At 34.9% G+C, this 23,789-nt stretch carries 16 protein-coding genes; 6 read left to right on the top strand and 10 right to left on the bottom strand.

Annotated elements, in window-relative coordinates; all coding sequences use genetic code 11:
* The first annotated feature begins 9 nt into the window (after nucleotides 1–9).
* A complete protein-coding gene (gene uhpT / locus AA076_RS00860) occupies nucleotides 10–1,389 on the top strand; it encodes a hexose-6-phosphate:phosphate antiporter (protein WP_001008722.1) in 1,380 nt (459 codons plus the stop codon).
* Nucleotides 1,390–1,747: 358 nt separating this feature from the next.
* On the opposite strand, the gene AA076_RS00865 is transcribed toward uhpT, so the two are convergent.
* The 3 genes from AA076_RS00865 to AA076_RS00875 are packed head-to-tail and all read right to left on the bottom strand — an operon-like array spanning nucleotide 1,748 to nucleotide 5,020.
* Nucleotides 1,748–2,506, bottom strand: a complete 759-nt coding sequence (locus AA076_RS00865; RefSeq protein WP_000477521.1) for a response regulator transcription factor — start codon at nucleotides 2,504–2,506, stop codon at nucleotides 1,748–1,750.
* Nucleotides 2,499–4,055, bottom strand: a complete 1,557-nt coding sequence (locus AA076_RS00870; RefSeq protein ID WP_000127982.1) for a sensor histidine kinase — start codon at nucleotides 4,053–4,055, stop codon at nucleotides 2,499–2,501. The genes AA076_RS00865 and AA076_RS00870 overlap by 8 nt, the downstream gene beginning before the upstream one ends.
* Nucleotides 4,052–5,020: an ABC transporter substrate-binding protein gene (locus AA076_RS00875; RefSeq protein WP_000837105.1), complete on the bottom strand. Its 969-nt coding sequence runs from the start codon at nucleotides 5,018–5,020 to the stop codon at nucleotides 4,052–4,054. Before AA076_RS00875 ends, AA076_RS00870 begins: the two co-directional genes overlap by 4 nt.
* A 587-nt stretch (nucleotides 5,021–5,607) precedes the next feature.
* Here AA076_RS00875 and pflB point away from each other — a divergent pair.
* The 3 genes from pflB (at nucleotide 5,608) to AA076_RS00895 (ending at nucleotide 10,734) form a co-directional block, all read left to right on the top strand.
* Nucleotides 5,608–7,857, top strand: a complete 2,250-nt coding sequence (pflB, locus tag AA076_RS00880; protein WP_000894660.1) for a formate C-acetyltransferase — start codon at nucleotides 5,608–5,610, stop codon at nucleotides 7,855–7,857.
* A 22-nt stretch (nucleotides 7,858–7,879) separates the two neighbouring features.
* Nucleotides 7,880–8,635: a pyruvate formate-lyase-activating protein gene (gene pflA / locus AA076_RS00885; RefSeq protein ID WP_000911657.1), complete on the top strand. Its 756-nt coding sequence runs from the start codon at nucleotides 7,880–7,882 to the stop codon at nucleotides 8,633–8,635.
* Nucleotides 8,636–8,970: 335 nt separating this feature from the next.
* Complete coding sequence (locus AA076_RS00895) at nucleotides 8,971–10,734, top strand: glycerophosphoryl diester phosphodiesterase membrane domain-containing protein (RefSeq protein ID WP_000822608.1); 1,764 nt, start codon at nucleotides 8,971–8,973, stop codon at nucleotides 10,732–10,734.
* Nucleotides 10,735–10,897: 163 nt separating this feature from the next.
* Here AA076_RS00895 and AA076_RS00900 read toward each other — a convergent pair whose 3' ends face one another.
* Entirely contained in the window at nucleotides 10,898–11,242 is a 345-nt protein-coding gene (locus AA076_RS00900; protein ID WP_000211597.1) for a complement inhibitor SCIN family protein, read from the bottom strand.
* Between the two features lie 189 nt (nucleotides 11,243–11,431).
* Between AA076_RS00900 and coa the strand changes: the two genes are divergently transcribed.
* Nucleotides 11,432–13,342: a staphylocoagulase gene (coa, locus tag AA076_RS00905; RefSeq protein WP_000744074.1), complete on the top strand. Its 1,911-nt coding sequence runs from the start codon at nucleotides 11,432–11,434 to the stop codon at nucleotides 13,340–13,342.
* 181 nt (nucleotides 13,343–13,523) lie between these two features.
* Here the strand turns inward: coa and AA076_RS14255 are convergent, their stop codons facing one another.
* The 6 genes from AA076_RS14255 to fadX all read right to left on the bottom strand — a co-directional run bounded on the left by AA076_RS14255 (nucleotide 13,524) and on the right by fadX (nucleotide 22,022).
* Nucleotides 13,524–13,631, bottom strand: coding sequence for a hypothetical protein (locus AA076_RS14255; protein WP_001790533.1), 108 nt, complete (start codon nucleotides 13,629–13,631; stop codon nucleotides 13,524–13,526).
* Between the two features lie 313 nt (nucleotides 13,632–13,944).
* Nucleotides 13,945–15,129 (bottom strand): thiolase family protein, encoded by a 1,185-nt coding sequence (locus AA076_RS00920; protein ID WP_001154617.1) that lies wholly within the window; start codon nucleotides 15,127–15,129, stop codon nucleotides 13,945–13,947.
* A 29-nt stretch (nucleotides 15,130–15,158) separates the two neighbouring features.
* Nucleotides 15,159–17,420, bottom strand: coding sequence for a 3-hydroxyacyl-CoA dehydrogenase/crotonase FadB (gene fadB / locus AA076_RS00925; RefSeq protein ID WP_000154514.1), 2,262 nt, complete (start codon nucleotides 17,418–17,420; stop codon nucleotides 15,159–15,161).
* Between the two features lie 185 nt (nucleotides 17,421–17,605).
* A complete protein-coding gene (fadE, locus tag AA076_RS00930; protein ID WP_000142189.1) occupies nucleotides 17,606–18,817 on the bottom strand; it encodes an acyl-CoA dehydrogenase FadE in 1,212 nt (403 codons plus the stop codon).
* A gap of 111 nt (nucleotides 18,818–18,928) precedes the next feature.
* Nucleotides 18,929–20,434, bottom strand: a complete 1,506-nt coding sequence (gene fadD / locus AA076_RS00935; protein WP_001008401.1) for a long-chain-fatty-acid--CoA ligase FadD — start codon at nucleotides 20,432–20,434, stop codon at nucleotides 18,929–18,931.
* 25 nt (nucleotides 20,435–20,459) lie between these two features.
* On the bottom strand, nucleotides 20,460–22,022 hold the full coding sequence (fadX, locus tag AA076_RS00940) for a fatty acid degradation protein FadX (RefSeq protein ID WP_000810038.1): 1,563 nt from the start codon (nucleotides 22,020–22,022) through the stop codon (nucleotides 20,460–20,462).
* 455 nt (nucleotides 22,023–22,477) lie between these two features.
* Here fadX and AA076_RS00945 point away from each other — a divergent pair, with 455 nt between their 5' ends.
* Nucleotides 22,478–23,620 (top strand): PrsW family intramembrane metalloprotease, encoded by a 1,143-nt coding sequence (locus tag AA076_RS00945; RefSeq protein ID WP_001789851.1) that lies wholly within the window; start codon nucleotides 22,478–22,480, stop codon nucleotides 23,618–23,620.
* Nucleotides 23,621–23,789 lie beyond the last annotated feature (169 nt).

Consider the following 23,789-nt stretch of genomic DNA (forward strand, 5'->3'; position numbering starts at 1 on the left):
GTGACAGAGATGAACTTTTTTGATATCCATAAGATTCCGAACAAAGGCATTCCATTATCGGTACAACGTAAATTATGGCTTAGAAACTTCATGCAAGCTTTCTTCGTAGTGTTCTTTGTTTATATGGCTATGTATTTAATTCGAAACAACTTTAAGGCGGCACAACCGTTTTTAAAAGAGGAAATTGGATTATCTACATTAGAACTTGGTTATATCGGATTAGCATTTAGTATCACGTACGGTTTAGGAAAAACATTACTTGGATATTTTGTCGATGGACGTAACACAAAACGTATTATCTCGTTCTTACTTATCTTATCTGCGATTACAGTTTTAATTATGGGATTTGTTTTAAGTTACTTTGGTTCTGTAATGGGATTATTAATTGTACTTTGGGGACTTAACGGGGTGTTCCAATCAGTTGGTGGACCTGCAAGTTATTCAACGATTTCAAGATGGGCGCCAAGAACGAAACGTGGCCGATACTTAGGATTCTGGAATACATCACATAATATCGGTGGTGCCATAGCAGGTGGTGTTGCACTTTGGGGTGCTAATGTATTCTTCCATGGAAATGTTATAGGGATGTTCATTTTCCCATCGGTGATTGCATTACTTATTGGTATCGCAACATTATTTATCGGAAAAGATGATCCGGAAGAATTAGGATGGAATCGTGCTGAAGAAATTTGGGAAGAGCCGGTCGATAAAGAAAATATTGATTCTCAAGGTATGACGAAATGGGAGATCTTTAAAAAATATATCCTGGGAAATCCTGTTATATGGATTCTATGTGTTTCAAACGTCTTTGTATACATTGTACGAATCGGTATTGATAACTGGGCACCGTTATATGTGTCAGAGCATTTACACTTTAGTAAAGGCGATGCAGTTAATACGATATTCTACTTTGAAATTGGTGCATTAGTTGCAAGTTTATTATGGGGCTACGTATCAGACTTATTAAAAGGTCGTCGTGCAATTGTAGCTATTGGCTGTATGTTTATGATTACATTTGTTGTCTTATTCTACACAAATGCTACAAGTGTCATGATGGTTAACATTTCATTGTTTGCATTAGGTGCGTTAATCTTTGGTCCGCAATTATTAATTGGTGTATCATTGACTGGTTTTGTTCCTAAAAATGCCATCAGTGTAGCAAACGGAATGACAGGTTCATTCGCGTATCTATTCGGTGACTCAATGGCGAAAGTTGGTTTGGCGGCTATTGCTGATCCAACACGTAACGGTTTAAACATCTTTGGATATACATTAAGTGGATGGACAGATGTTTTCATCGTCTTCTATGTTGCATTATTCCTAGGCATGATTCTATTAGGAATCGTTGCTTTCTATGAAGAAAAGAAAATTAGAAGTTTAAAAATTTAATATAAATCGGATTAAAAGTATCGCCAATCTATTGCAATATAGTTGGCAATCCTGCCCCGACGGCATGTGCGTGAAGAGATGAAAGATACTGCTTCTACCCTTGCAAATATATCATCTCTATGTCTCGGGGCAGATCATAATTCCCTGTTATGAAGTATCCTTATTTGCCCGACTTAGGGTGACTCAATGAATTTACTCCTTACAATAAAGACATATAGCGGTGTCAATATTGTAGGGAGTATTGTTTTATATTTAAACTCTCTAAAAAGCGGACTGAAAGAAAAGTGAAAACTTCTCTATCAGTCCGCTTTTTCATAGAACAAAATGGAGGCGCCATAATCATTAGTTATGTGCTAATCTATTTTGCTTGCTTACAATAATCACTTGGCGACATTTGTAAATATTTTTTAAAATGATAGCTAAACATTTTATACTCTGAAAAGCCTACTTTGTCTGCAATTTCATAGTGTTTGTAATGTCGATCTAACAATTGCAGAGATTGTAAAATACGATAGCGATTTAAATAATCGACAATTGTAATACCAACATGATCTTTAAATGTTCGCATCGCATACGATTCACTAACATCGATATGTTGAATTAAATCTGAAACAGTCACTTTCGTTTGATAAGATTGCTTAATTTGATCCACAATCTGGTTTACATAATAATCATCGTATTCTACTTTTAATAGTGGTTGGAAGGCATCATGACAAGATGCTAAGCTACGGCCGTTCTGTGATTGTTGCTCTAATAAGGTACGGACAAGTCTTCCTAAAATAACTTCTAATTGTGCATGGTCTACTGGTTTTAATAAATAATCAAGAACATGATGTTGAATGCCGGCTTTCATATATTCAAAGTCATCGTAACTCGATAATATGATGACATTACAATCTAGATGCGCAATATCATTGAGTAAATCGACGCCATTTTTACGTGGCATACGAATATCAGTAATTACTAATTCTGGCTGATGTTGTTGAATTAGTGATAATGCTTCAACACCATCTTTAGCAGTGTATATTGTATTGAAATGATAGTCTCCCCAAGGAATGATTTGCTTTAATCCTTCTCGAATAATTCGTTCATCATCACAAATAACTACCTTAAACATCTACATTCCCCCTTGAAAGTGGTATTTTATAACAAATTAACGTACCTTGATTACGCTTTGAAAAAATATGGAGTCGTGCATGTGAACCATATTGAATCATTGCTTTATTGTGTAAATGATTTAATCCCAAATGCTTAGTATCAAATACATCATTATTAAGAGATTGGCGTACATATTGCAGGCGAGATGACGACATCCCGATACCATTGTCGCAAACTAAAACATGTAAATTCTGACGTGCCAATGTCAGGCGTATAGTAATGTCCAATGACTCAGTATCTCTACCATGTTTAATAGCATTTTCTATGAGTGGCTGAAGCATCATTTTACCAATTGTCTGGTGACGCGCTTCTTCAGAACTTTCAATATGGAGCTTAATCATGTCATCAAAACGGATGTTTTGTATTGCAACATACTGTTCAATGTAGTTCAACTCTTCGTTTAATTCCACTGTATGTGAGTTTGTACGTAATGAGTAACGTAACATTTGCGATAATTGTTGGACCACAGTTTGTGCTAATTTCGGAGATAACGTAATTAAATATTGTATTGTTTGCATCGTATTGAATAGGAAATGAGGCTGGAATTGGCGTTCTATTTCCTTTAACTGAATATCACGCAAGCGACGTTCTGTATGCTCGATAGAATGGATCAGTTGCTCATTTGATTCAAATAAATCGTAAATATAATTATTAATTTCTTCTAGTTCACTGTTGTTTTTTAAAGGCGTATATGTACCTAGATGACGATTTTTGGCATAGTAAATTTTTTGAATAATCGTTTCGATATCTTTTGTTTGTCGTTTAGCCATATTATCTGCGCTAATGAAACCAAATATTACTAGTAAAACAAGAACTACGGCCATAACAATTAACAACGTGATACCATCTTCAATGTTTTCATGTATATCTTTATAAATAATGAGACGATGGTCAGCATGGTTTAATTTTACAGATTCATTCATAAATCCGAATTGTTGTGGTCTATACTTTTCACCTATAGTAAAACGGTCATCGTTGGCGTATAAAATATTGTCATATTGATCAACGATAAGTGCGAATTGTCGGTTATCTTTCTTAATTTCACTTAAACGTGGGGTGTTAGCCATATAAATTTTAAGCATATATGTACTATTTTTGAATTTAAGCTGATGCGTTGAAAATAAATACATATTTTTAGTGTTTAAATGTTCATAATTATTGGTTATAAACTGATTTGGTCCAGATAATTCATAATAAAGTGTTGCGGGCTGTTGGTGTATTAATTTTAATAATTCACGTTTTGTAGCGGTCACATCATGATGATTTGTTAAATCGAGCTCTTGAAACGAATTATTATGCTGTGTAATAAATGTCTGAATCTGCTTTTCAGTATGATGTAAAGATGACTGACTTTCATCAACATGTTGATGAATCGTACGATGCTCAATCCAAATATAGATGGCATAGAAGCTTACTAGTCCAATAATAATGACTAAAAATACTGGAAAAATAGTAGACGCAAATAACGATCGTCTTAATTGATGTCTATAAGGTTTGTATGCCGTCATTGAATCATCTCCAAAAATTTATGATGTGGAATATCCGGTAATTTAGATTTCGGTATTAAAGGTATGTTCTTAAGATTTTCGATAGACTGATCGCTTTGTTCACTAACATCCTTTCGAATTGACTTGGCATCGAACTCTGCAACTAATCGTTGTTGTACTGAGCGGCTTGTTAAATATTGCACTAACTTTTTACGCTTAGGATGAGGGTGTGCATTTTTAACTAAAGCAATACCATCAACATTTAACATTGTTCCTTCAATTGGATAAACGATTGATACAGGATAACCTTTGTTTTTCCATGTGCGTGCATCTTGTTCGTAGCTTAGACCTGCGTAATATTTACCTTTTGCAACATCTTCAATGACTTTAGACGTCTTTGACAGTTGCATCGCATGGTTTTGGAATTGATGCACATCACTTACTCGATGATGCATGCTATAAATAGCACGCATATGTTGATAGCCTGTCGTTGTTGTATTTGGATTTGAGTACGCAATTTTACCTTTAAGTATAGGTTGTAATAAATCTTGATAACCTCGAATCTTAATATCTCCTTGTAAATCTGAATTCACTACTATAACTGTTGGCATTAATAGAAAACTAGTAACATATTTATTGTTCGAGCGATAATCCTCTAATTGCTGTGTTACAGATGTATCTTGATAGGGAACAAAATCTTCTGGATGATCAATTGTTTCTGACAACACACCACCCATAAAGACATCACCACGCTCCGAAAAATCTTCGTTATGCAAGTTTGAAAGCAGTACTTGAGTAGATCCGTGTTTAATTTCAATTTTGACATGCTCTTGTTTTTCAAATTCATTTAAAATTGGACGAATCAAGTTTGATTGATACGGAGAATAAACTGTTAATACATTTTTATCGGATTCAGAGTGACGCGTATTAGCGCATGCTGATAAAAAAATGAGAAATAATAGCAAGATATAAATTTTTGATTTCATGATATCCCATCAATTCTATGTATATTTTAATACAATAATTTTAGCAATAAATGACGCATAAGTAATGTTAAATATTTAGAAATGTTTATAGATGACTTGTTAAGACGTTGCAAATGTTGTGATAGCACAAAATTTTTGTTTGTCAAGACGATTTACCGAGGCTGTAAAATCAAACTGTTATATTTTATTTGTAGCTGTTATATAAAAATCGGCAAGATATTGAACGGTTCAAAAGTGAATTTTTACGTCAATAAAAGTATTTAATCCAGTCTCTTCATATATAAAAGTAAATCTTTCTAAGTGTTGATTTAACGCTTATCAACAATCATTTTTTATAAACAAATATATACTCCTAAATTAACTTTTAAAGCAATGAAAATAGTGAACATTATAACTGTTGTGTAACAGAATGCAATTAGCATATTACTGTTACACAAATTAGTACAGTTTCTATGTTTTGACATACATTTGATGAAAATTGTACATAATTTATGTGAAAAAAATCACAACAAACATGCTACAATGACTATGAAAACGTTAACATAGCATTTCAAATTCACAACATTATACAGATGGAGGCGTTTAGTATGTTAGAAACAAATAAAAATCATGCAACAGCTTGGCAAGGATTTAAAAATGGAAGATGGAACAGACACGTAGATGTAAGAGAGTTTATCCAATTAAACTACACTCTTTATGAAGGTAATGATTCATTTTTAGCAGGACCAACAGAAGCAACTTCTAAACTTTGGGAACAAGTAATGCAGTTATCGAAAGAAGAACGTGAACGTGGCGGCATGTGGGATATGGACACGAAAGTAGCTTCAACAATCACATCTCATGATGCTGGTTATTTAGACAAAGATTTAGAAACAATTGTAGGTGTACAAACTGAAAAGCCATTCAAACGTTCAATGCAACCATTCGGTGGTATTCGTATGGCGAAAGCAGCTTGTGAAGCTTACGGTTACGAATTAGACGAAGAAACTGAAAAAATCTTTACAGATTATCGTAAAACACATAACCAAGGTGTATTCGATGCATATTCTAGAGAAATGTTGAACTGCCGTAAAGCAGGTGTAATCACTGGTTTACCTGATGCATACGGACGTGGACGTATTATCGGTGACTATCGTCGTGTAGCTTTATATGGTGTAGATTTCTTAATGGAAGAAAAAATGCACGACTTCAACACGATGTCTACAGAAATGTCAGAAGATGTAATTCGTTTACGTGAAGAATTATCAGAACAATATCGTGCATTAAAAGAATTAAAAGAACTTGGACAAAAATATGGTTTCGATTTAAGCCGTCCAGCAGAAAACTTCAAAGAAGCAGTTCAATGGTTATACTTAGCATACCTTGCTGCAATTAAAGAACAAAACGGTGCAGCAATGAGTTTAGGTCGTACATCAACATTCTTAGATATCTATGCTGAACGTGACCTTAAAGCAGGCGTTATTACTGAAAGCGAAGTTCAAGAAATTATTGACCACTTCATCATGAAATTACGTATTGTTAAATTTGCTCGTACACCTGATTACAATGAATTATTCTCTGGAGACCCAACTTGGGTAACTGAATCTATCGGTGGTGTAGGTATTGACGGACGTCCACTTGTTACGAAAAACTCATTCCGTTTCTTACACTCATTAGATAACTTAGGTCCAGCTCCAGAACCAAACTTAACAGTATTATGGTCAGTACGTTTACCTGACAACTTCAAAACATACTGTGCAAAAATGAGTATTAAAACAAGTTCTATCCAATATGAAAATGATGACATTATGCGTGAAAGCTATGGCGATGACTATGGTATCGCATGTTGTGTATCAGCGATGACAATTGGTAAACAAATGCAATTCTTCGGTGCACGTGCGAACTTAGCTAAAACATTACTTTACGCTATCAATGGTGGTAAAGATGAAAAATCTGGTGCACAAGTTGGTCCAAACTTCGAAGGTATTAACAGCGAAGTATTAGAATATGACGAAGTATTCAAGAAATTTGATCAAATGATGGATTGGCTAGCAGGTGTTTACATTAACTCATTAAATGTTATTCACTACATGCACGATAAATACAGCTATGAACGTATTGAAATGGCATTACATGATACAGAAATTGTACGTACAATGGCAACAGGTATCGCTGGTTTATCAGTAGCAGCTGACTCATTATCTGCAATTAAATATGCACAAGTTAAACCAATTCGTAACGAAGAAGGTCTTGTAGTAGACTTTGAAATCGAAGGCGACTTCCCTAAATACGGTAACAATGACGACCGTGTAGATGATATTGCAGTTGATTTAGTAGAACGCTTCATGACTAAATTACGTAGTCATAAAACATATCGTGATTCAGAACATACAATGAGTGTATTAACAATTACTTCAAACGTTGTATACGGTAAGAAAACTGGTAACACACCAGACGGACGTAAAGCTGGCGAACCATTTGCTCCAGGTGCAAACCCAATGCATGGCCGTGACCAAAAAGGTGCATTATCTTCATTAAGTTCTGTAGCTAAGATCCCTTACGATTGCTGTAAAGATGGTATTTCAAATACATTCAGTATCGTACCAAAATCATTAGGTAAAGAACCAGAAGATCAAAACCGTAACTTAACTAGTATGTTAGATGGTTACGCAATGCAATGTGGTCACCACTTAAATATTAACGTATTTAACCGTGAAACATTAATAGATGCAATGGAACATCCAGAAGAATATCCACAGTTAACAATCCGTGTATCTGGTTACGCTGTTAACTTCATTAAATTAACACGTGAACAACAATTAGATGTAATTTCTCGTACATTCCATGAAAGTATGTAACAAAATTTAAGGTGGGAGCACTATGCTTAAGGGACACTTACATTCTGTCGAAAGTTTAGGTACTGTCGATGGACCGGGATTAAGATATATATTATTTACACAAGGATGCTTACTTAGATGCTTGTATTGCCACAATCCAGATACTTGGAAAATTAGTGAGCCATCAAGAGAAGTCACAGTTGATGAAATGGTGAATGAAATATTACCATACAAACCATACTTTGATGCATCGGGTGGCGGTGTAACAGTCAGTGGTGGCGAACCATTGTTACAAATGCCATTCTTAGAAAAATTATTTGCAGAATTAAAAGAAAATGGTGTGCACACTTGCTTAGACACATCGGCTGGATGTGCTAATGATACAAAAGCATTTCAAAGGCATTTTGAAGAATTACAAAAACATACAGACTTGATATTATTAGATATAAAACATATTGATAATGACAAACATATTAGATTGACAGGAAAGCCTAATACACACATCCTTAACTTCGCGCGCAAACTGTCAGATATGAAACAACCTGTATGGATTCGACATGTCCTTGTGCCTGGTTATTCTGATGATAAAGACGATTTAATTAAACTAGGGGAATTTATTAATTCTCTTGATAACGTCGAAAAGTTTGAAATTCTGCCATATCATCAGTTAGGTGTTCATAAGTGGAAAACATTGGGCATTGCATATGAATTAGAAGATGTCGAAGCGCCCGATGATGAAGCTGTTAAAGCAGCCTACCGTTATGTTAACTTCAAAGGGAAAATTCCCGTTGAATTATAAATACAATTCAGACCGAAAAGAAAGCATATGCAACTTCAAGAGTGAAGGGGCATATGCTTCTTTTTCAATTGAGTATTGAGTATTAGCAAGACGTAGTAAGTATATGAGACAACTTCTACAATGGTTGAAGGAAGACGTTTTTGTAAGTAGCTATGCTGATAAAGAATGTGATGTCTTGTTAAAGGTGGGGTTCCAATATCATCATTTAGCTGATGTTGAATGGGTTATTATTTGCTACTTGCATATGAATATGAGTCTTTTCAAATTTTTATTGACCCTGAGTAATGAAAAATATTAAGATGAAACTTAATATTAAAGCAATGCGGAGCGTGATTATGAAGAGAATTAGTAAAGATATATGGGCAGTATTTAAATTACTGTATCAAAATAAAGGGCGTTTTAGCATTAATGCCTTACTATTGCAGTTAATCATGATTTTTATTAGTAGTACATACTTAATTTTACTATTTAATATGATGTTAAAAGTAGCTGGGCAAAGCCAACTTACGATTAACAATTGGACGGAAATCGTTAGTCATCCCGCCAGTGTGATACTTCTTATTATATTCATATTAAGTGTTGCCTTTCTGATTTATGTAGAGTTTTCATTGTTAGTTTATATGGTTTATGCCGGCTTTGATCGACAGATTATTACATTTAAATCCATTTTTAAAAATGCCTTTGTAAATGTGCGTAAACTCATAGGTGTACCAGTTATTTTCTTTGTCATTTATTTAATGTTAATGATACCCATTGCCAACCTAGGACTAAGTTCAGTATTAACAAAAAATATTTACATACCTAAATTTTTAACGGAAGAACTTATGAAAACGACGAAAGGTATAATCATTTACGGTACCTTTATGATTGCTGTATTTATATTAAATTTTAAATTAATATTTACTCTACCGTTAACGATTTTAAACCGCCAGTCGTTATTTAAAAATATGAGACTAAGTTGGCAAATTACGAAGCGAAATAAGTTTCGGCTTGTTATAGAAATAGTTATATTAGAACTCATCATTGGTGCGATTTTAACATTAATTATTTCAGGAGCAACATATCTTGCTATTTGTGTAGATGAAGAAGGAGATAAGTTTTTAGTCTCATCAATTTTATTTGTTGTATTGAAAAGCGCATTGTTCTTCTATTATTTATTTACGAAATTATCATTAATCAGTGTGTTAGTACTGCACTTAAAACAAGAGAATGTATTAGACCAACCGGGCTTAGAATTTAAATATCCAAAACCGAAACGGAAGTCTAGGTTCTTTATAATTTCAATGGTGCTTGCAGTGACATGTTTTATCGGTTATAACATGTACTTACTTTACAATAATACTATCAATACAAATATCTCCATTATTGGCCATCGTGGTTTCGAAGATAAAGGCGTTGAAAATTCTATTCCGTCATTGAAAGCTGCTGCAAAAGCGAATGTCGAATACGTTGAGTTAGATACAATTATGACGAAAGATAAACAATTTGTTGTTAGTCATGATAACAATTTGAAACGTTTAACAGGTGTTAATAAAAATATTTCTGAATCTAATTTCAAAGATATCGTCGGTTTGAAAATGCGTCAAAATGGACATGAAGCAAAATTTGTATCCTTAGACGAATTTATTGAAACGGCTAAACAATCAAATGTGAAGCTACTAGTAGAGTTAAAGCCACATGGTAAAGAACCAGCAGATTATACACAACGTGTTATTGATATTTTGAAAAAGCATGGTGTTGAACATCAATATCGTGTGATGTCTTTGGATTATGATGTGATGACTAAGTTGAAAAAAGAAGCGCCATATCTCAAGTGTGGTTATATCATTCCGTTGCAGTTTGGTCATTTTAAAGAAACATCATTAGATTTCTTTGTCATCGAAGATTTTTCTTATTCGCCAAGACTTGTTAATCAAGCGCACTTGGAAAATAAAGAAGTCTATACTTGGACTATTAACGGCGAAGAAGATTTAACGAAATACTTACAAACCAATGTTGATGGTATTATCACAGATGACCCAGCATTAGCTGATCAGATTAAAGAAGAAAAGAAAGACGAAACATACTTCGATCGTTCTATAAGAATTTTGTTTGAATAATATAAACAAAGACCTCTAAAGTTATCAAGATGATACCTTCAGAGGTCTTTTTAATGTTGCCATCTATGGGATAGGCAATCGTTTCATTCGTTTATATTCATATGACAAGTATTTGTATGGCAATTTGGCGTCACAAACACTTACATGATTTATTGGTGAATTATTAATTGTTTTGTGAATGCAAAGGGTTAGAAATTGAATTGTAAATACTTTCTAATCTTTGTTTCGCTTTAGTCATTTGATCCAAATTTTTAGTGCGTATAGCGGATTTTGCAATATAGTGCGCAGCTAAAATATCGCGTTTTTGAAACGCATCTAAATTTAGGTACGATAATTTATTTAAGTCAGTGTTTGCTATTAATTCATGTAATTGATCTACAAGCGCTTGATGTTGATACGTATGTGATGTAGTTTCAGATTTGCTTGCTAATTTAATACCAGTCGTATCAAGGAGCGCCGCTTTAATACCAGCAACTAAATATGTTTTGATTTTCATTTGTGTTGTCATGCTTTGTTACTCCTTTGATGTACATTAATCAAAAAAATTATACACTATTGTATATTGCAAAGCTAATTAACTATAACAAAAAGATAGTTAATGCTTTGTTTATTCTAGTTAATATATAGTTAATGTCTTTTAATATTTTGTTTCTTTAATGTAGATTGGGCAATTACATTTTGGAGGAATTAAAAAATTATGAAAAAGCAAATAATTTCGCTAGGCGCATTAGCAGTTGCATCTAGCTTATTTACATGGGATAACAAAGCAGATGCGATAGTAACAAAGGATTATAGTGGGAAATCACAAGTTAATGCTGGGAGTAAAAATGGGACATTAATAGATAGCAGATATTTAAATTCAGCTCTATATTATTTGGAAGACTATATAATTTATGCTATAGGATTAACTAATAAATATGAATATGGAGATAATATTTATAAAGAAGCTAAAGATAGGTTGTTGGAAAAGGTATTAAGGGAAGATCAATATCTTTTGGAGAGAAAGAAATCTCAATATGAAGATTATAAACAATGGTATGCAAATTATAAAAAAGAAAATCCTCGTACAGATTTAAAAATGGCTAATTTTCATAAATATAATTTAGAAGAACTTTCGATGAAAGAATACAATGAACTACAGGATGCATTAAAGAGAGCACTGGATGATTTTCACAGAGAAGTTAAAGATATTAAGGATAAGAATTCAGACTTGAAAACTTTTAATGCAGCAGAAGAAGATAAAGCAACTAAGGAAGTATACGATCTCGTATCTGAAATTGATACATTAGTTGTATCATATTATGGTGATAAGGATTATGGGGAGCACGCGAAAGAGTTACGAGCAAAACTGGACTTAATCCTTGGAGATACAGACAATCCACATAAAATTACAAATGAACGTATTAAAAAAGAAATGATTGATGACTTAAATTCAATTATTGATGATTTCTTTATGGAAACTAAACAAAATAGACCGAAATCTATAACGAAATATAATCCTACAACACATAACTATAAAACAAATAGTGATAATAAACCTAATTTTGATAAATTAGTTGAAGAAACGAAAAAAGCAGTTAAAGAAGCAGATGATTCTTGGAAAAAGAAAACTGTCAAAAAATACGGAGAAACTGAAACAAAATCGCCAGTAGTAAAAGAAGAGAAGAAAGTTGAAGAACCTCAAGCACCTAAAGTTGATAACCAACAAGAGGTTAAAACTACGGCTGGTAAAGCTGAAGAAACAACACAACCAGTTGCACAACCATTAGTTAAAATTCCACAGGGCACAATTACAGGTGAAATTGTAAAAGGTCCGGAATATCCAACGATGGAAAATAAAACGGTACAAGGTGAAATCGTTCAAGGTCCCGATTTTCTAACAATGGAACAAAGCGGCCCATCATTAAGCAATAATTATACAAACCCACCGTTAACGAACCCTATTTTAGAAGGTCTTGAAGGTAGCTCATCTAAACTTGAAATAAAACCACAAGGTACTGAATCAACGTTAAAAGGTACTCAAGGAGAATCAAGTGATATTGAAGTTAAACCTCAAGCAACTGAAACAACAGAAGCTTCTCAATATGGTCCGAGACCGCAATTTAACAAAACACCTAAATATGTTAAATATAGAGATGCTGGTACAGGTATCCGTGAATACAACGATGGAACATTTGGATATGAAGCGAGACCAAGATTCAATAAGCCATCAGAAACAAATGCATATAACGTAACAACACATGCAAATGGTCAAGTATCATACGGAGCTCGTCCGACATACAAGAAGCCAAGCGAAACGAATGCATACAATGTAACAACACATGCAAACGGCCAAGTATCATACGGAGCTCGTCCGACACAAAACAAGCCAAGCAAAACAAACGCATATAACGTAACAACACATGGAAACGGCCAAGTATCATATGGCGCTCGCCCAACACAAAACAAGCCAAGCAAAACAAATGCATACAACGTAACAACACATGCAAACGGTCAAGTGTCATACGGAGCTCGCCCGACATACAAGAAGCCAAGTAAAACAAATGCATACAATGTAACAACACATGCAGATGGTACTGCGACATATGGGCCTAGAGTAACAAAATAAGTTTGTAACTCTATCCAAAGACATACAGTCAATACAAAACATTACGTATCTTTACAACAGTAATCATGCATTCTATGATGCTTCTAACTGAATTAAAGCATCGAACAATCGGAAGCATATTTCTAAATTATTTATTCATTATAGTCTTAAACATAACATGACCTAATATATTACTAACCTATTAAAATAAACCACGCACATCTAAGTGATATACGACAATCACAGCAATAATAATTGCTTTAGAAAGTCGTGCCGAACTGGAACTTACAAGTCTAGTTCGAACACACACTGATGTGAGTGGTTTTCTTTATTTTAAACATGAACAATCAGATAAGTTACTAGCATTAGCAAATATTATTAAATCAAAGGGCTTCGATTCATAAAATTTAAAACAATGATTAAAATTAGACGTGTAAATGTTAAATTCTAAAACGGAAATAACCACCATCCCATTAAACCACTTTTTTGTTCAATCACTATATTTCACACAGCTTCATTAATAAAACGAAATTGCTTCAACCCGCTTCAACTTCAACTGGCTTCAACTTCAGCCTACTTCATTCAATAACAAAACGAATCCGCTTCATCCAAAATCAACCATTCTAACGCACATATTCAAATATAGCAGCTGCACCCATGCCGACACCAATACACATCGTAACCATGCCGTAACGGCTATCGGGACGTCTACCCATTTCATTAAGTAAACGCGCGGTTAACATTGCGCCTGTAGCACCTAATGGATGACCTAAAGCAATAGCGCCACCATTCACATTCGTACGTGATATATCTAGACCTACTTCTTTAATAGATGCAATCGTTTGAGAAGCAAATGCTTCGTTCAATTCGATCAAATCAATGTCTTCAACAGATAGATTGCTGAGTGACAATACTTCAGGAATCGCATATGCAGGCCCAATACCCATAATTTTCGGGTCAACGCCTACTGCCTTAAAACCAACGAATCGTGCAATAGGTGTCACGCCGAGTTCTTTCACTTTATCTCCAGACATTAAAACTACAAATCCTGCACCATCAGAAAGTGGGGCAGATGTTCCTGCAGTCATAGTGCCGTCAGCTTTAAATACTGTACGTAATTTGGCTAATGCCTCCATCGTGGTGTCAGGGCGTATAAATTCATCTTGGTCAAAGATATTTGTGTGTACTTTTGGTCCTGCGTTTGTATATTCAACTGAGTTTACTTGTATTGGAATAATTTCATCTTTGAACCGACCATCACGTTGTGCGTCATAGGCACGTTGATGACTTCTGACAGCATAAGCATCTTGATCTTCGCGTGATACGTCAAATTGGGATGCTACATTTTCAGCAGTTAAACCCATAGGATATGACGCACCTATATCATCATATTGTAAGGTTGGATTGTTTGTGGGCTCGTTGCCACCCATTGGTACGGCACTCATCAATTCAACGCCACCAGCTACAAGTATATCTCCTTGACCAGCCATAATTTGATTGGCTGCAATCGCGATGGTTTGTAATCCTGATGAGCAGTAGCGATTCACTGTTTGACCCGGTACCGTGTCAGATAATCCCGCACGCAATGCAATCGTTCGTGCAATGTTTTGGCCTTGTAATCCTTCTGGAAAAGCCGTACCAACAATGACATCTTCAATCATATTCTTATTGAATTTTCCGTCAATACGTTTCAATACGCCTTGTAATACTTTGGCTGCGACATCATCAGGTCTTTCGTGGAATAATGCGCCTTGCTTTGCTTTCGCTGCGGCTGAACGCCCATAAGCTACAATGTATGCTTCTTGCATGGTTATCATCCTCTCTTAATGACTATCTTTTAATTACGTAATGGCTTACCAGTTTTTAACATATGTGCAATTCTTTCATATGATTTTTTAGATTTTAGTAAGTCAATAAAGCCAATTTTCTCCAACGATTGAATGTAACGTTGATTGATAAATGTATTTCTTGGTAAATCACCACCCGCTAAAATTGTGGCGATATTTAAGGCAATATGATAATCATGGTCGCTAATAAAATGACCCCGTCTTTGCGCATCTAATTGTCCTTGGATCAATGCTTTGAAGTCTTCACCTAAAGCGATATATTGATGTCTAGGATTCGGAATATAGTTTGTTTCTGCTTCATATTTCGCACGTTTGAGCGCAACTTCGACACGTTGTGCTGTATTGAAAATAATCGTATCTGTATCACGTAAATAACCATAACGACGTGCCTCAAAGGCATTTGTAGAGACTTTCGCAAATGCGATATTCGTCAGTACTTTTGTCATGGAAGCTTGTTTGTCATCAAACTTATGCGATGTGCGTAATATGCGATCAGCCATTTCTGCAAGGCCACCGCCACTCGGTAATAAGCCAACACCTGCTTCAACAAGACCGATATATGTTTCACTTGCAGCGACAACAATAGGTGAGTAAAGTACAAGCTCACAGCCACCGCCTAAGGCACGACCTTGAACAGCTGTGACTACTGGTTTCAAACTATACTTCAAACGATTAAAGCTATAATGTAATTTATCAATTGATTGTGCAACGACATCATCTACAAGACCGTCTTCATGCGCCTTTTTCATTAAGAAAAGGTTAGCACCCACACTGAAATTGTTACCATCTGCATAAATAACCATACTTGTGTAATGGTCATTTTCCAGTAAATCAATCGCATCAACTAACGCATCGTTGAATTCATCGGTAATGACATTATTTTTACTTTGTAATTTCAGTAACAGTTGATCATCATGAGTTACGGAAAGTTTGGCATCACCTTTATCCCAAAGTTCATCTTTTACGAAGTGAGAAATAGGTGTTGCATATTCAATGGTCTCATCTTGTTTATAAAAGCCACCATCTAAATCACTAATCCATTGTGGTAAGTCTCCAAGTTCGTCTTCCATACGTGTTTTAACACGTTCGTATCCCATTGCATCCCATAATTGGAATGGACCAAGTTTCCAGTTGAACCCCCAGACAAGCGCACGGTCTATGTCTCGGAAATCATCGGTAGCTTTAGGTACATTGATAGCAGAGTAATAGAAATTATTACGTAATGTCTCCCATAAAAATAGTCCCGCTTCGTCTTGCGCATTGAATATGGTATCAAGGTTATGCACTAAGTCTTTATTAAATTCATTTAAAATTGGTAATTGTGGTTGCGATACAGGTACATAATCTTGTTTTTCAACATCGTAAACAAGTCGAGCTTTAGTTTCTTTATCCTTTTTGTAAAATCCTTGTTTCGTTTTACGTCCGAGTGCGCCATTGTCAAACAACGTATTTACAATTTTGACATCATGAAAATAAGGTGTTTCTTCAGGTACTTGTTGCATGCCTTTAATTACAGACACTGCAATATCTAAACCGACTAGGTCAGATAGCGCATATGTACCTGTTTTAGGACGACCAATCGCTTGCCCAGTTAAAGCATCCACATCTACAATGCTTATCTTGTGTTGCTCGGCGCGATACATAATATCATTCATTGTTTGCGTGCCGACTCTATTTGCGACAAAGCCAGGCACATCATTGACGACAATGACACCTTTACCTAACACATTTTGCGCGAAATTTTTTACATCTAATATAATAGATTCCTTCGTGTGTGACGTAGGTATTAACTCCACTAATTTCATAATACGTGGTGGGTTAAAGAAATGTAGACCAAAGAATCGTTCTTGATCCTTCTCGTTAAATGCTTGAGCAATCGCATTAATTGGAATACCTGATGTATTTGTAGCGAATAAAGCATCTTCTTTAGCATGTTGTAGAACTTGTTGCCAAACAGCATGCTTAATTTCAATATCTTCTTTGACTGCTTCGATATATAAATCAGCATCATCATTTACCAAGTCATCATCAAAATTACCATATGTTAAATGACTCGCTAGATTTAAGTCGAATAGTAGCGGCCGTTTCTTATCTGTAATTTTATCGTAAGATTTTTTCGCAATGAGATTTGGATCGTTTTTGTCCACTACAATATCTAATAGTTTTACTTTAAGTCCAGCATTCACAAAAAGTGCTGCCAGTTGAGCGCCCATTGTGCCTGCGCCAAGAACGGTTACTTTATTAATTGTCATAGTGATTCCTCCAATTTAGTTGAGGATAAGATAACCATTAAGATAATTGGAATAACGTTGCTATTTTATAAAATTAATTAAGTATCTTTGACAGTCATCTTAGCCTCTTATTTAAGGAAAAAGCTTTATGCTTAAAATAAGTCTTTTTTAGTGAAATTAATGCATCTCATATAATTATTTGCTATTTATACGAAAGCAGAATCTCCAGTCAAAGCGCGTCCAATTACTAAGGCATTAATTTCATGTGTACCTTCGTACGTGTAAATCGCTTCTGCATCAGAGAAGAAACGTGCAATATCATAATCGTCAGCTAGTATGCCATTACCACCTGTAATACCGCGGCCCATAGCTACTGTCTCACGCAAACGTAAGGCATTCATCATCTTCGCCGTTGAAGTTGCAACCTCGTCATATTCACCATGTGCTTGCATATTAGCTAATTGAGCACATGTTGCCATTGCTTGAGCTAAATTACCTTGCATCATTGCTAGCTTTTCTTGTATTAACTGATATTTACTAATTGGTTTGCCGAATTGCTTACGCTCAGTGACATAATCTAATGTGGCACGTAAAGCGCCAGCCATACCACCTGTAGCCATATAAGCAACGCCTGCTCTCGTTGAATAAAGAATTTTGGCAATATCTTTAAAGCTTGTTATGTTTTGTAAGCGATCCGCTTCATCTACTTTGACATTAGTTAATTTAATTAGGGCGTTAGGAACAATGCGAAGTGCGATTTTATTATCAATGACTTCAATATCGACGCCATCTTGTTCTGGTCTGACTACAAAGCAATGGGGTTTGCCAGTTTCTTTATTTACTGCGAATACTGGAATGACATCAGATACATGTGCACCACCAATCCATTTCTTTTCACCATTGATAACCCAAGTATCGCCTTGGCGTTCAGCGACTGTTTCAAGACCTCCCGCAACGTCCGAACCGTGTTCTGGTTCAGTTAAAGCAAAGCATGTACGCAGTTCATGTGACTGTAATTTAGGTACATATTTCGCAATTTGTTCTTTGCTACCTCCGAAATAGAAAGTGTTATGCCCTAAACCTTGGTGAACACCGAGTAGGGTAGCTAAGGAAATATCAAATCGCGCGAGTAGGTAAGACATGAAAAACTGAAATAGTTGACTAGGCATTTTGGCGTTTGGACGATCCTTGTAAAGTAATGGATTGTTAAAATAATTTAATTCTCCCAGATCTTTAAAATAGTCCTCGGGTACAGTAGCGTCTATCCAATGTTGATTAATATTTTCACGGTACTTACTTTCTAGCAATGAATCTACTTGTTGTAAAAATTCGACTTCACCGTCTGTTAAACCTTTAGCAATACTAAGTACATCTTCAGGAAATAATGTTTTTAAGACCGTTTCTTTTTCAAATGTCATATAAATTCCTCCTAAAAATAATATGAATACTAATGTGAAATGCATTTAATTCAAAAACAACACGCTTTATTTGTAAACGCTTACACTAAATGTCAAAAATTTTTATCACCTTTAAAGTGTTTGCGAGACTTTGTCATTCATCATTTGTCGAATCGCAAGTTTATCTGGTTTCTGCGTACTGTTTAACGGCATATGTGTCACTGGTACATACATTCTTGGGACTTTATAACCTGCTAAACGACTTCGCATATGTTGATTTAAAATTTCAGCGTAATGAGGTTCATCTTCGCGAAGTATAATGGCTGCAGCAATTGATTCACCATATTTTGGATGATCATAGCCAACGACCACACACCGGTCTACTAGTGGATGCTCAGCTAAAGCATTTTCGACTTCGGATGGTAAGACATTTTCGCCACCAGTTATGATTAATTCTTTTTTGCGGTCAATAATAAATATATCGCCATCGTTGTCCATCTTCGCTAAGTCACCAGTTAATAAATATCGACCATGAAATGCTTTGGCAGTCTCTGCTGGTTTATTCCAATATCCTGGCGTGACATTTTTAGCCTTAATTGCAAGTTCGCCAATCTCACCAGTAGGTACTTCCTCACCGTTATCATCAAGGATACGTGCATCAACGAACATGACTGCTTTACCAATACTCATTGGCTTACGTTTTGAATTTTCCGGTGTATTAACAAGTACAAGAGGTGCTTCAGTTAAACCATAGCCGTTAATAATGTTTATGCCATATTGTTTAAAAGCTGCTTGGATACTTGGTAATGGTTGTGAACCACCTTGGATGATATAATCCATAGCTCTAAAATTTTCAGGATTAAAATTACTAGCACGTAGCGTACTATAATACATTGTCGGAATCATGATAATAAATGTAGGGTGATATTGTGCAATCATGTCATTCAATTCTTCGCCGTTAAAGTAACGTTGAAGAATAAGTGTGCCACCTGACATTAATACTGGTAATACAGTATCGTTAAACCCTAAAACATGGAACATTGGTGTTGATACAATCGTAATATAGTTTGAATTGAACTTATACGTCAGCTCTAAGTTTGCACCGTTATGAACAAATGATTCATATGAGAACATCACACCTTTAGGTGATCCGGTTGTACCACTTGTATAAATTAATGCTGCAAGATCTTGTGGTTCAACAGGTGTTGCTTGAAAAGGTTGGTGATAATCTGGATTTACGATTTCATCATATTGCGCCACATCAATATCCATATGCAATAAGTTTTGGTCAATATCGGTGAGTGAACTTAAATGTTTTTCAGCATAGAAGAGCAGTTTTAATTGTGCATCTTCCACAATGGCTGCAATTTCTTTTGGGTTAAGCCGCCAATTCAATGGTAAAAAAACCGCACCTGTTTTAAAACAAGCAAACAATAAATCTAATATTGCAATATCATTTGGCGCAAAAATACCGATAACATCGCCTTTTTTAACACCTTGAGATGTTAAATAATGTGCCATATTATCAGCGCGTGCATTGAGTTGTTGGTATGTCCAAGATGTTTGTTTTGCGTGATCAATAACGGCAGGCTTGTCATCATCGAAGTCTGAACGCGTTTTTATCCAATCGAAATTCATTAGTATACCCCCTTTAGCTTCACTTTCATACTTTATGAATTGATTGTTTAAGTTGTCCCCATTTTTCTTTGTAAATGCTGGTATCAATTAATTTTAAATGATCAGCAATAATTGGTTTAAAAGCCATTTGATTCAAAATATCTTTATGCAAATCAAGACCTGGTGCAATTTCAATTAGTTTCAAGCCTTGATTGGTGAGTTCGAATACTGCACGATCAGTAACAAAATAGATTTCTTGCTCGAGTGATTGTGAATATTGTGCATTAAAGTCGATATGGCTCACATCTGATACAAATTTCTGGTTTTGTCCTTCAGTTTCAATGTTTAATCGTTGATTATGGCATGAGACATGACTGCCAGCTACAAAAGTACCTGAAAAGATAATTTTATTTACAGATTGCGTAATGTCTATAAAGCCACCACATCCATTTAGTCGGTCATTGAAGTAAGACACGTTGACATTGCCGTATTGATCAACCTCAGCAAAGCTAAGATAGGCAACTGATACACCATTGTTATAAATAAAATCCCATGCTCGATCATGAGGCATGCGCACATCTGCATTGTAATTCATACCAAAATGTTCACGACTCCCAACGAATCCACCGAAAATGCCAACATCTAAAATCGGTTGCACATCATGTTCAACACATTCTTCATGCAATAAATTAGAGAGTTCATTATTGATGCCATAACCGATGCTAATTGTATCGCCATAAGTTAAAAACTGAGCAGCACGTCGGAGAATCAATTTGCGACTATTAAAAGGTAATGCGGGTTCAGGTATTCCATCAATTCGTTCTTCTCCAGACAAGGCTGGTAAATAATGACTTTGAATTACTTGGCGGTGATTCTTTTCATCTTCTGTGACGTATACATAATCGACAAGATTTCCTGGGATAACAACTTCATTCGGTTTTAGTTGATAGTCGTCAACTAAAGCTTTAACTTGTACAATAACTTTCCCATGATTGGCTTTCGCGTTTAATGCGACATGATAACACTCGCTCAAGTACGCTTCTTGAGTTAAATAAATGTTACCTTGTTGATCTGCGTATGTTCCTCTCAGTAGTGCCACATCAACGCTAGGGAATGTGTAATGTAAGTATGTTTCATCGTTGATGGTTACTAATGAAACTAAATCATCCGTTGTTCGTGTATTTACTTTACCGCCACCGTATCTAGGATCAACAGCTGTGTTTAATCCGATTTTAGTAATAACTCCAGGTAATAATTGATTACTCTGACGATAATGAGTTGCAATGATACCTTGTGGTAAAAAATAAGCTTCAATGTCATTATTTTTCATTGCTTGTGCCGTTTTGGAAGAAGCCGTTAAAATACTCATAATGACACGTTTAATCATGCGACGTTCTATAAAATCATCTAAATCCGGTGCGGCACCTAAACTATGAATATCATTCGCTAATATAAACGTTAAATCATTGGGCGTATGATATGTGTCATGTTGCGCTAACACAGCACGTAGAACTTCGGCGGGTAAGTTGGCTACAGCTAATGCTGGTAAACCAATCACATCACCATCTTTAATGATATGTTGTAAGTCGTGCCATGTGATTTGTTTCAAGCAAGTCACCTCCATCACATTTGATAAAATATAGCGTTTTTACACTTTGTGTAAACCCTTACAAGAAATATAACATAACGACGTTTAAAATCAATTAGAAATATCTTTTTATTCTGATAATAGACACAGTATAGACACATTTTGATGGTCGATAACAATTGTAATATCAAGGGTTTGTAATGAATTGAATATCATTAAAATACTTATATAAAAATATTGTTCGGAATATAAAAAGTTAAATAGGTTTTGATTTTTAAATATGAAATACAAAGTGCCCAATCGAACAAAGTATTTATATTAAAATATGGAAAATCCATCAATATTAAATTAAAATAGTTTTATTATGAAAAGTGAAAGTAGGTAAGTCTATGGAAGGTCTTAATCATCGAAGAAATACAGAAAAAGAAGAGACAACACAAACGCAATCAGTTGCACCTAATACAGGTGAAGAGGGGATGTCATCAGCAAGTACACAATCAACTAAGACGTCCGACATACATAATGAATCTATCGATAAACAAATGGAAGCTAAAGCGCATGAAACAGCGCAAAATACAGATTTAAAAAACGAAGCAAGAAGTTTATTTGATAATGCAACCAAATCAATCGGTAGACTAGCGGGCAATGATGAAAGCTTAAATCTTAATTTAAAAGATATGCTTTCTGAAGTATTTAAGCCGCATACTAAAAACGAAGCAGATGAAATATTTATAGCGGGTACTGCTAAAACTACGCCAGCAATTTGTGACATATCAGAAGAATGGGGGAAGCCATGGCTCTTTTCTCGAGTATTCATCGCTTTCACAGTAACATTTATTGGATTATGGGTCATGGCAGCAATTTTTAATAACACTAACGCGATTCCGGGTCTCATTTTTATAGGGGCTTTAACAGTACCATTATCGGGTTTGTTCTTCTTTTATGAATCAAATGCGTTTAAAAATATTAGCATTTTTGAAGTTATTATCATGTTCTTTATTGGCGGCGTATTTTCATTACTAAGTACGATGGTATTATATAGATTTGTCGTTTTTAGTGATCAATTCGAAAGGTTTGGTTCTTTAACATTTTTCGATGCATTTTTAGTAGGATTAGTTGAAGAAACTGGAAAAGCACTCATTATTGTTTATTTCGTCAATAAATTGAAAACAAATAAGATTTTGAATGGATTATTAATCGGTGCTGCTATTGGTGCAGGGTTCGCAGTTTTTGAATCAGCAGGTTATATTTTGAATTTCGCTTTAGGAGAAAATGTCCCATTATTAGATATTGTCTTCACACGTGCGTGGACTGCGATTGGTGGTCATTTAGTTTGGTCAGCGATTGTTGGTGCTGCAATAGTTATTGCGAAAGAACAGCATGGCTTTGAATTCAAAGATATTTTTGATAAACGCTTTTTAATATTCTTTTTATCAGCCGTTGTTTTACATGGCATTTGGGATACATCTTTAACTGTACTTGGCAGTGATACGTTGAAAATATTTATTTTAATCGTTATTGTGTGGATACTTGTATTCATTTTAATGGGGGCAGGTTTAAAACAAGTGAATTTACTGCAGAAAGAATTTAAAGAACAACAGAAAAAAGTAGACGAATAATAATTAAAGCTTATGTTGCTCATATGTTTGTGACATAAGCTATTTTTATAATTTGTCTTTAAAAGAGTGGAATAGGAATACTTTTTGGAGTTAAAAAAGTGTTTCACGTTAAACAAATAGTGACAATTAGATTTATATAAAATGAACATGATTCACTGAAAGTATGTAA

The organism is Staphylococcus aureus, assembly GCF_001027105.1.
GTDB lineage: Bacteria > Bacillota > Bacilli > Staphylococcales > Staphylococcaceae > Staphylococcus > Staphylococcus aureus.

Bases quoted from the DNA above. Each gene is read 5' to 3' on its own strand.
- pflA (WP_000911657.1), top strand. From the start codon at position 7,880: ATGCTTAAGGGACACTTACATTCTGTCGAAAGTTTAGGTACTGTCGAT.
- AA076_RS00895 (WP_000822608.1), top strand. From the start codon at position 8,971: ATGAAGAGAATTAGTAAAGATATATGGGCAGTATTTAAATTACTGTAT.
- AA076_RS00945 (WP_001789851.1), top strand. From the start codon at position 22,478: ATGTCATCAGCAAGTACACAATCAACTAAGACGTCCGACATACATAAT.
- coa (WP_000744074.1), top strand. From the start codon at position 11,432: ATGAAAAAGCAAATAATTTCGCTAGGCGCATTAGCAGTTGCATCTAGC.
- AA076_RS00875 (WP_000837105.1), bottom strand. From the start codon at position 5,020: ATGAAATCAAAAATTTATATCTTGCTATTATTTCTCATTTTTTTATCA.
- AA076_RS00900 (WP_000211597.1), bottom strand. From the start codon at position 11,242: ATGACAACACAAATGAAAATCAAAACATATTTAGTTGCTGGTATTAAA.
- pflB (WP_000894660.1), top strand. From the start codon at position 5,608: ATGTTAGAAACAAATAAAAATCATGCAACAGCTTGGCAAGGATTTAAA.
- AA076_RS00870 (WP_000127982.1), bottom strand. From the start codon at position 4,055: ATGACGGCATACAAACCTTATAGACATCAATTAAGACGATCGTTATTT.
- fadD (WP_001008401.1), bottom strand. From the start codon at position 20,434: ATGAATTTCGATTGGATAAAAACGCGTTCAGACTTCGATGATGACAAG.
- AA076_RS00865 (WP_000477521.1), bottom strand. From the start codon at position 2,506: ATGTTTAAGGTAGTTATTTGTGATGATGAACGAATTATTCGAGAAGGA.
- fadE (WP_000142189.1), bottom strand. From the start codon at position 18,817: ATGACATTTGAAAAAGAAACGGTCTTAAAAACATTATTTCCTGAAGAT.
- fadB (WP_000154514.1), bottom strand. From the start codon at position 17,420: ATGACAATTAATAAAGTAACCGTTCTTGGCGCAGGCACAATGGGCGCT.
- AA076_RS00920 (WP_001154617.1), bottom strand. From the start codon at position 15,129: ATGCAAGAAGCATACATTGTAGCTTATGGGCGTTCAGCCGCAGCGAAA.
- uhpT (WP_001008722.1), top strand. From the start codon at position 10: ATGAACTTTTTTGATATCCATAAGATTCCGAACAAAGGCATTCCATTA.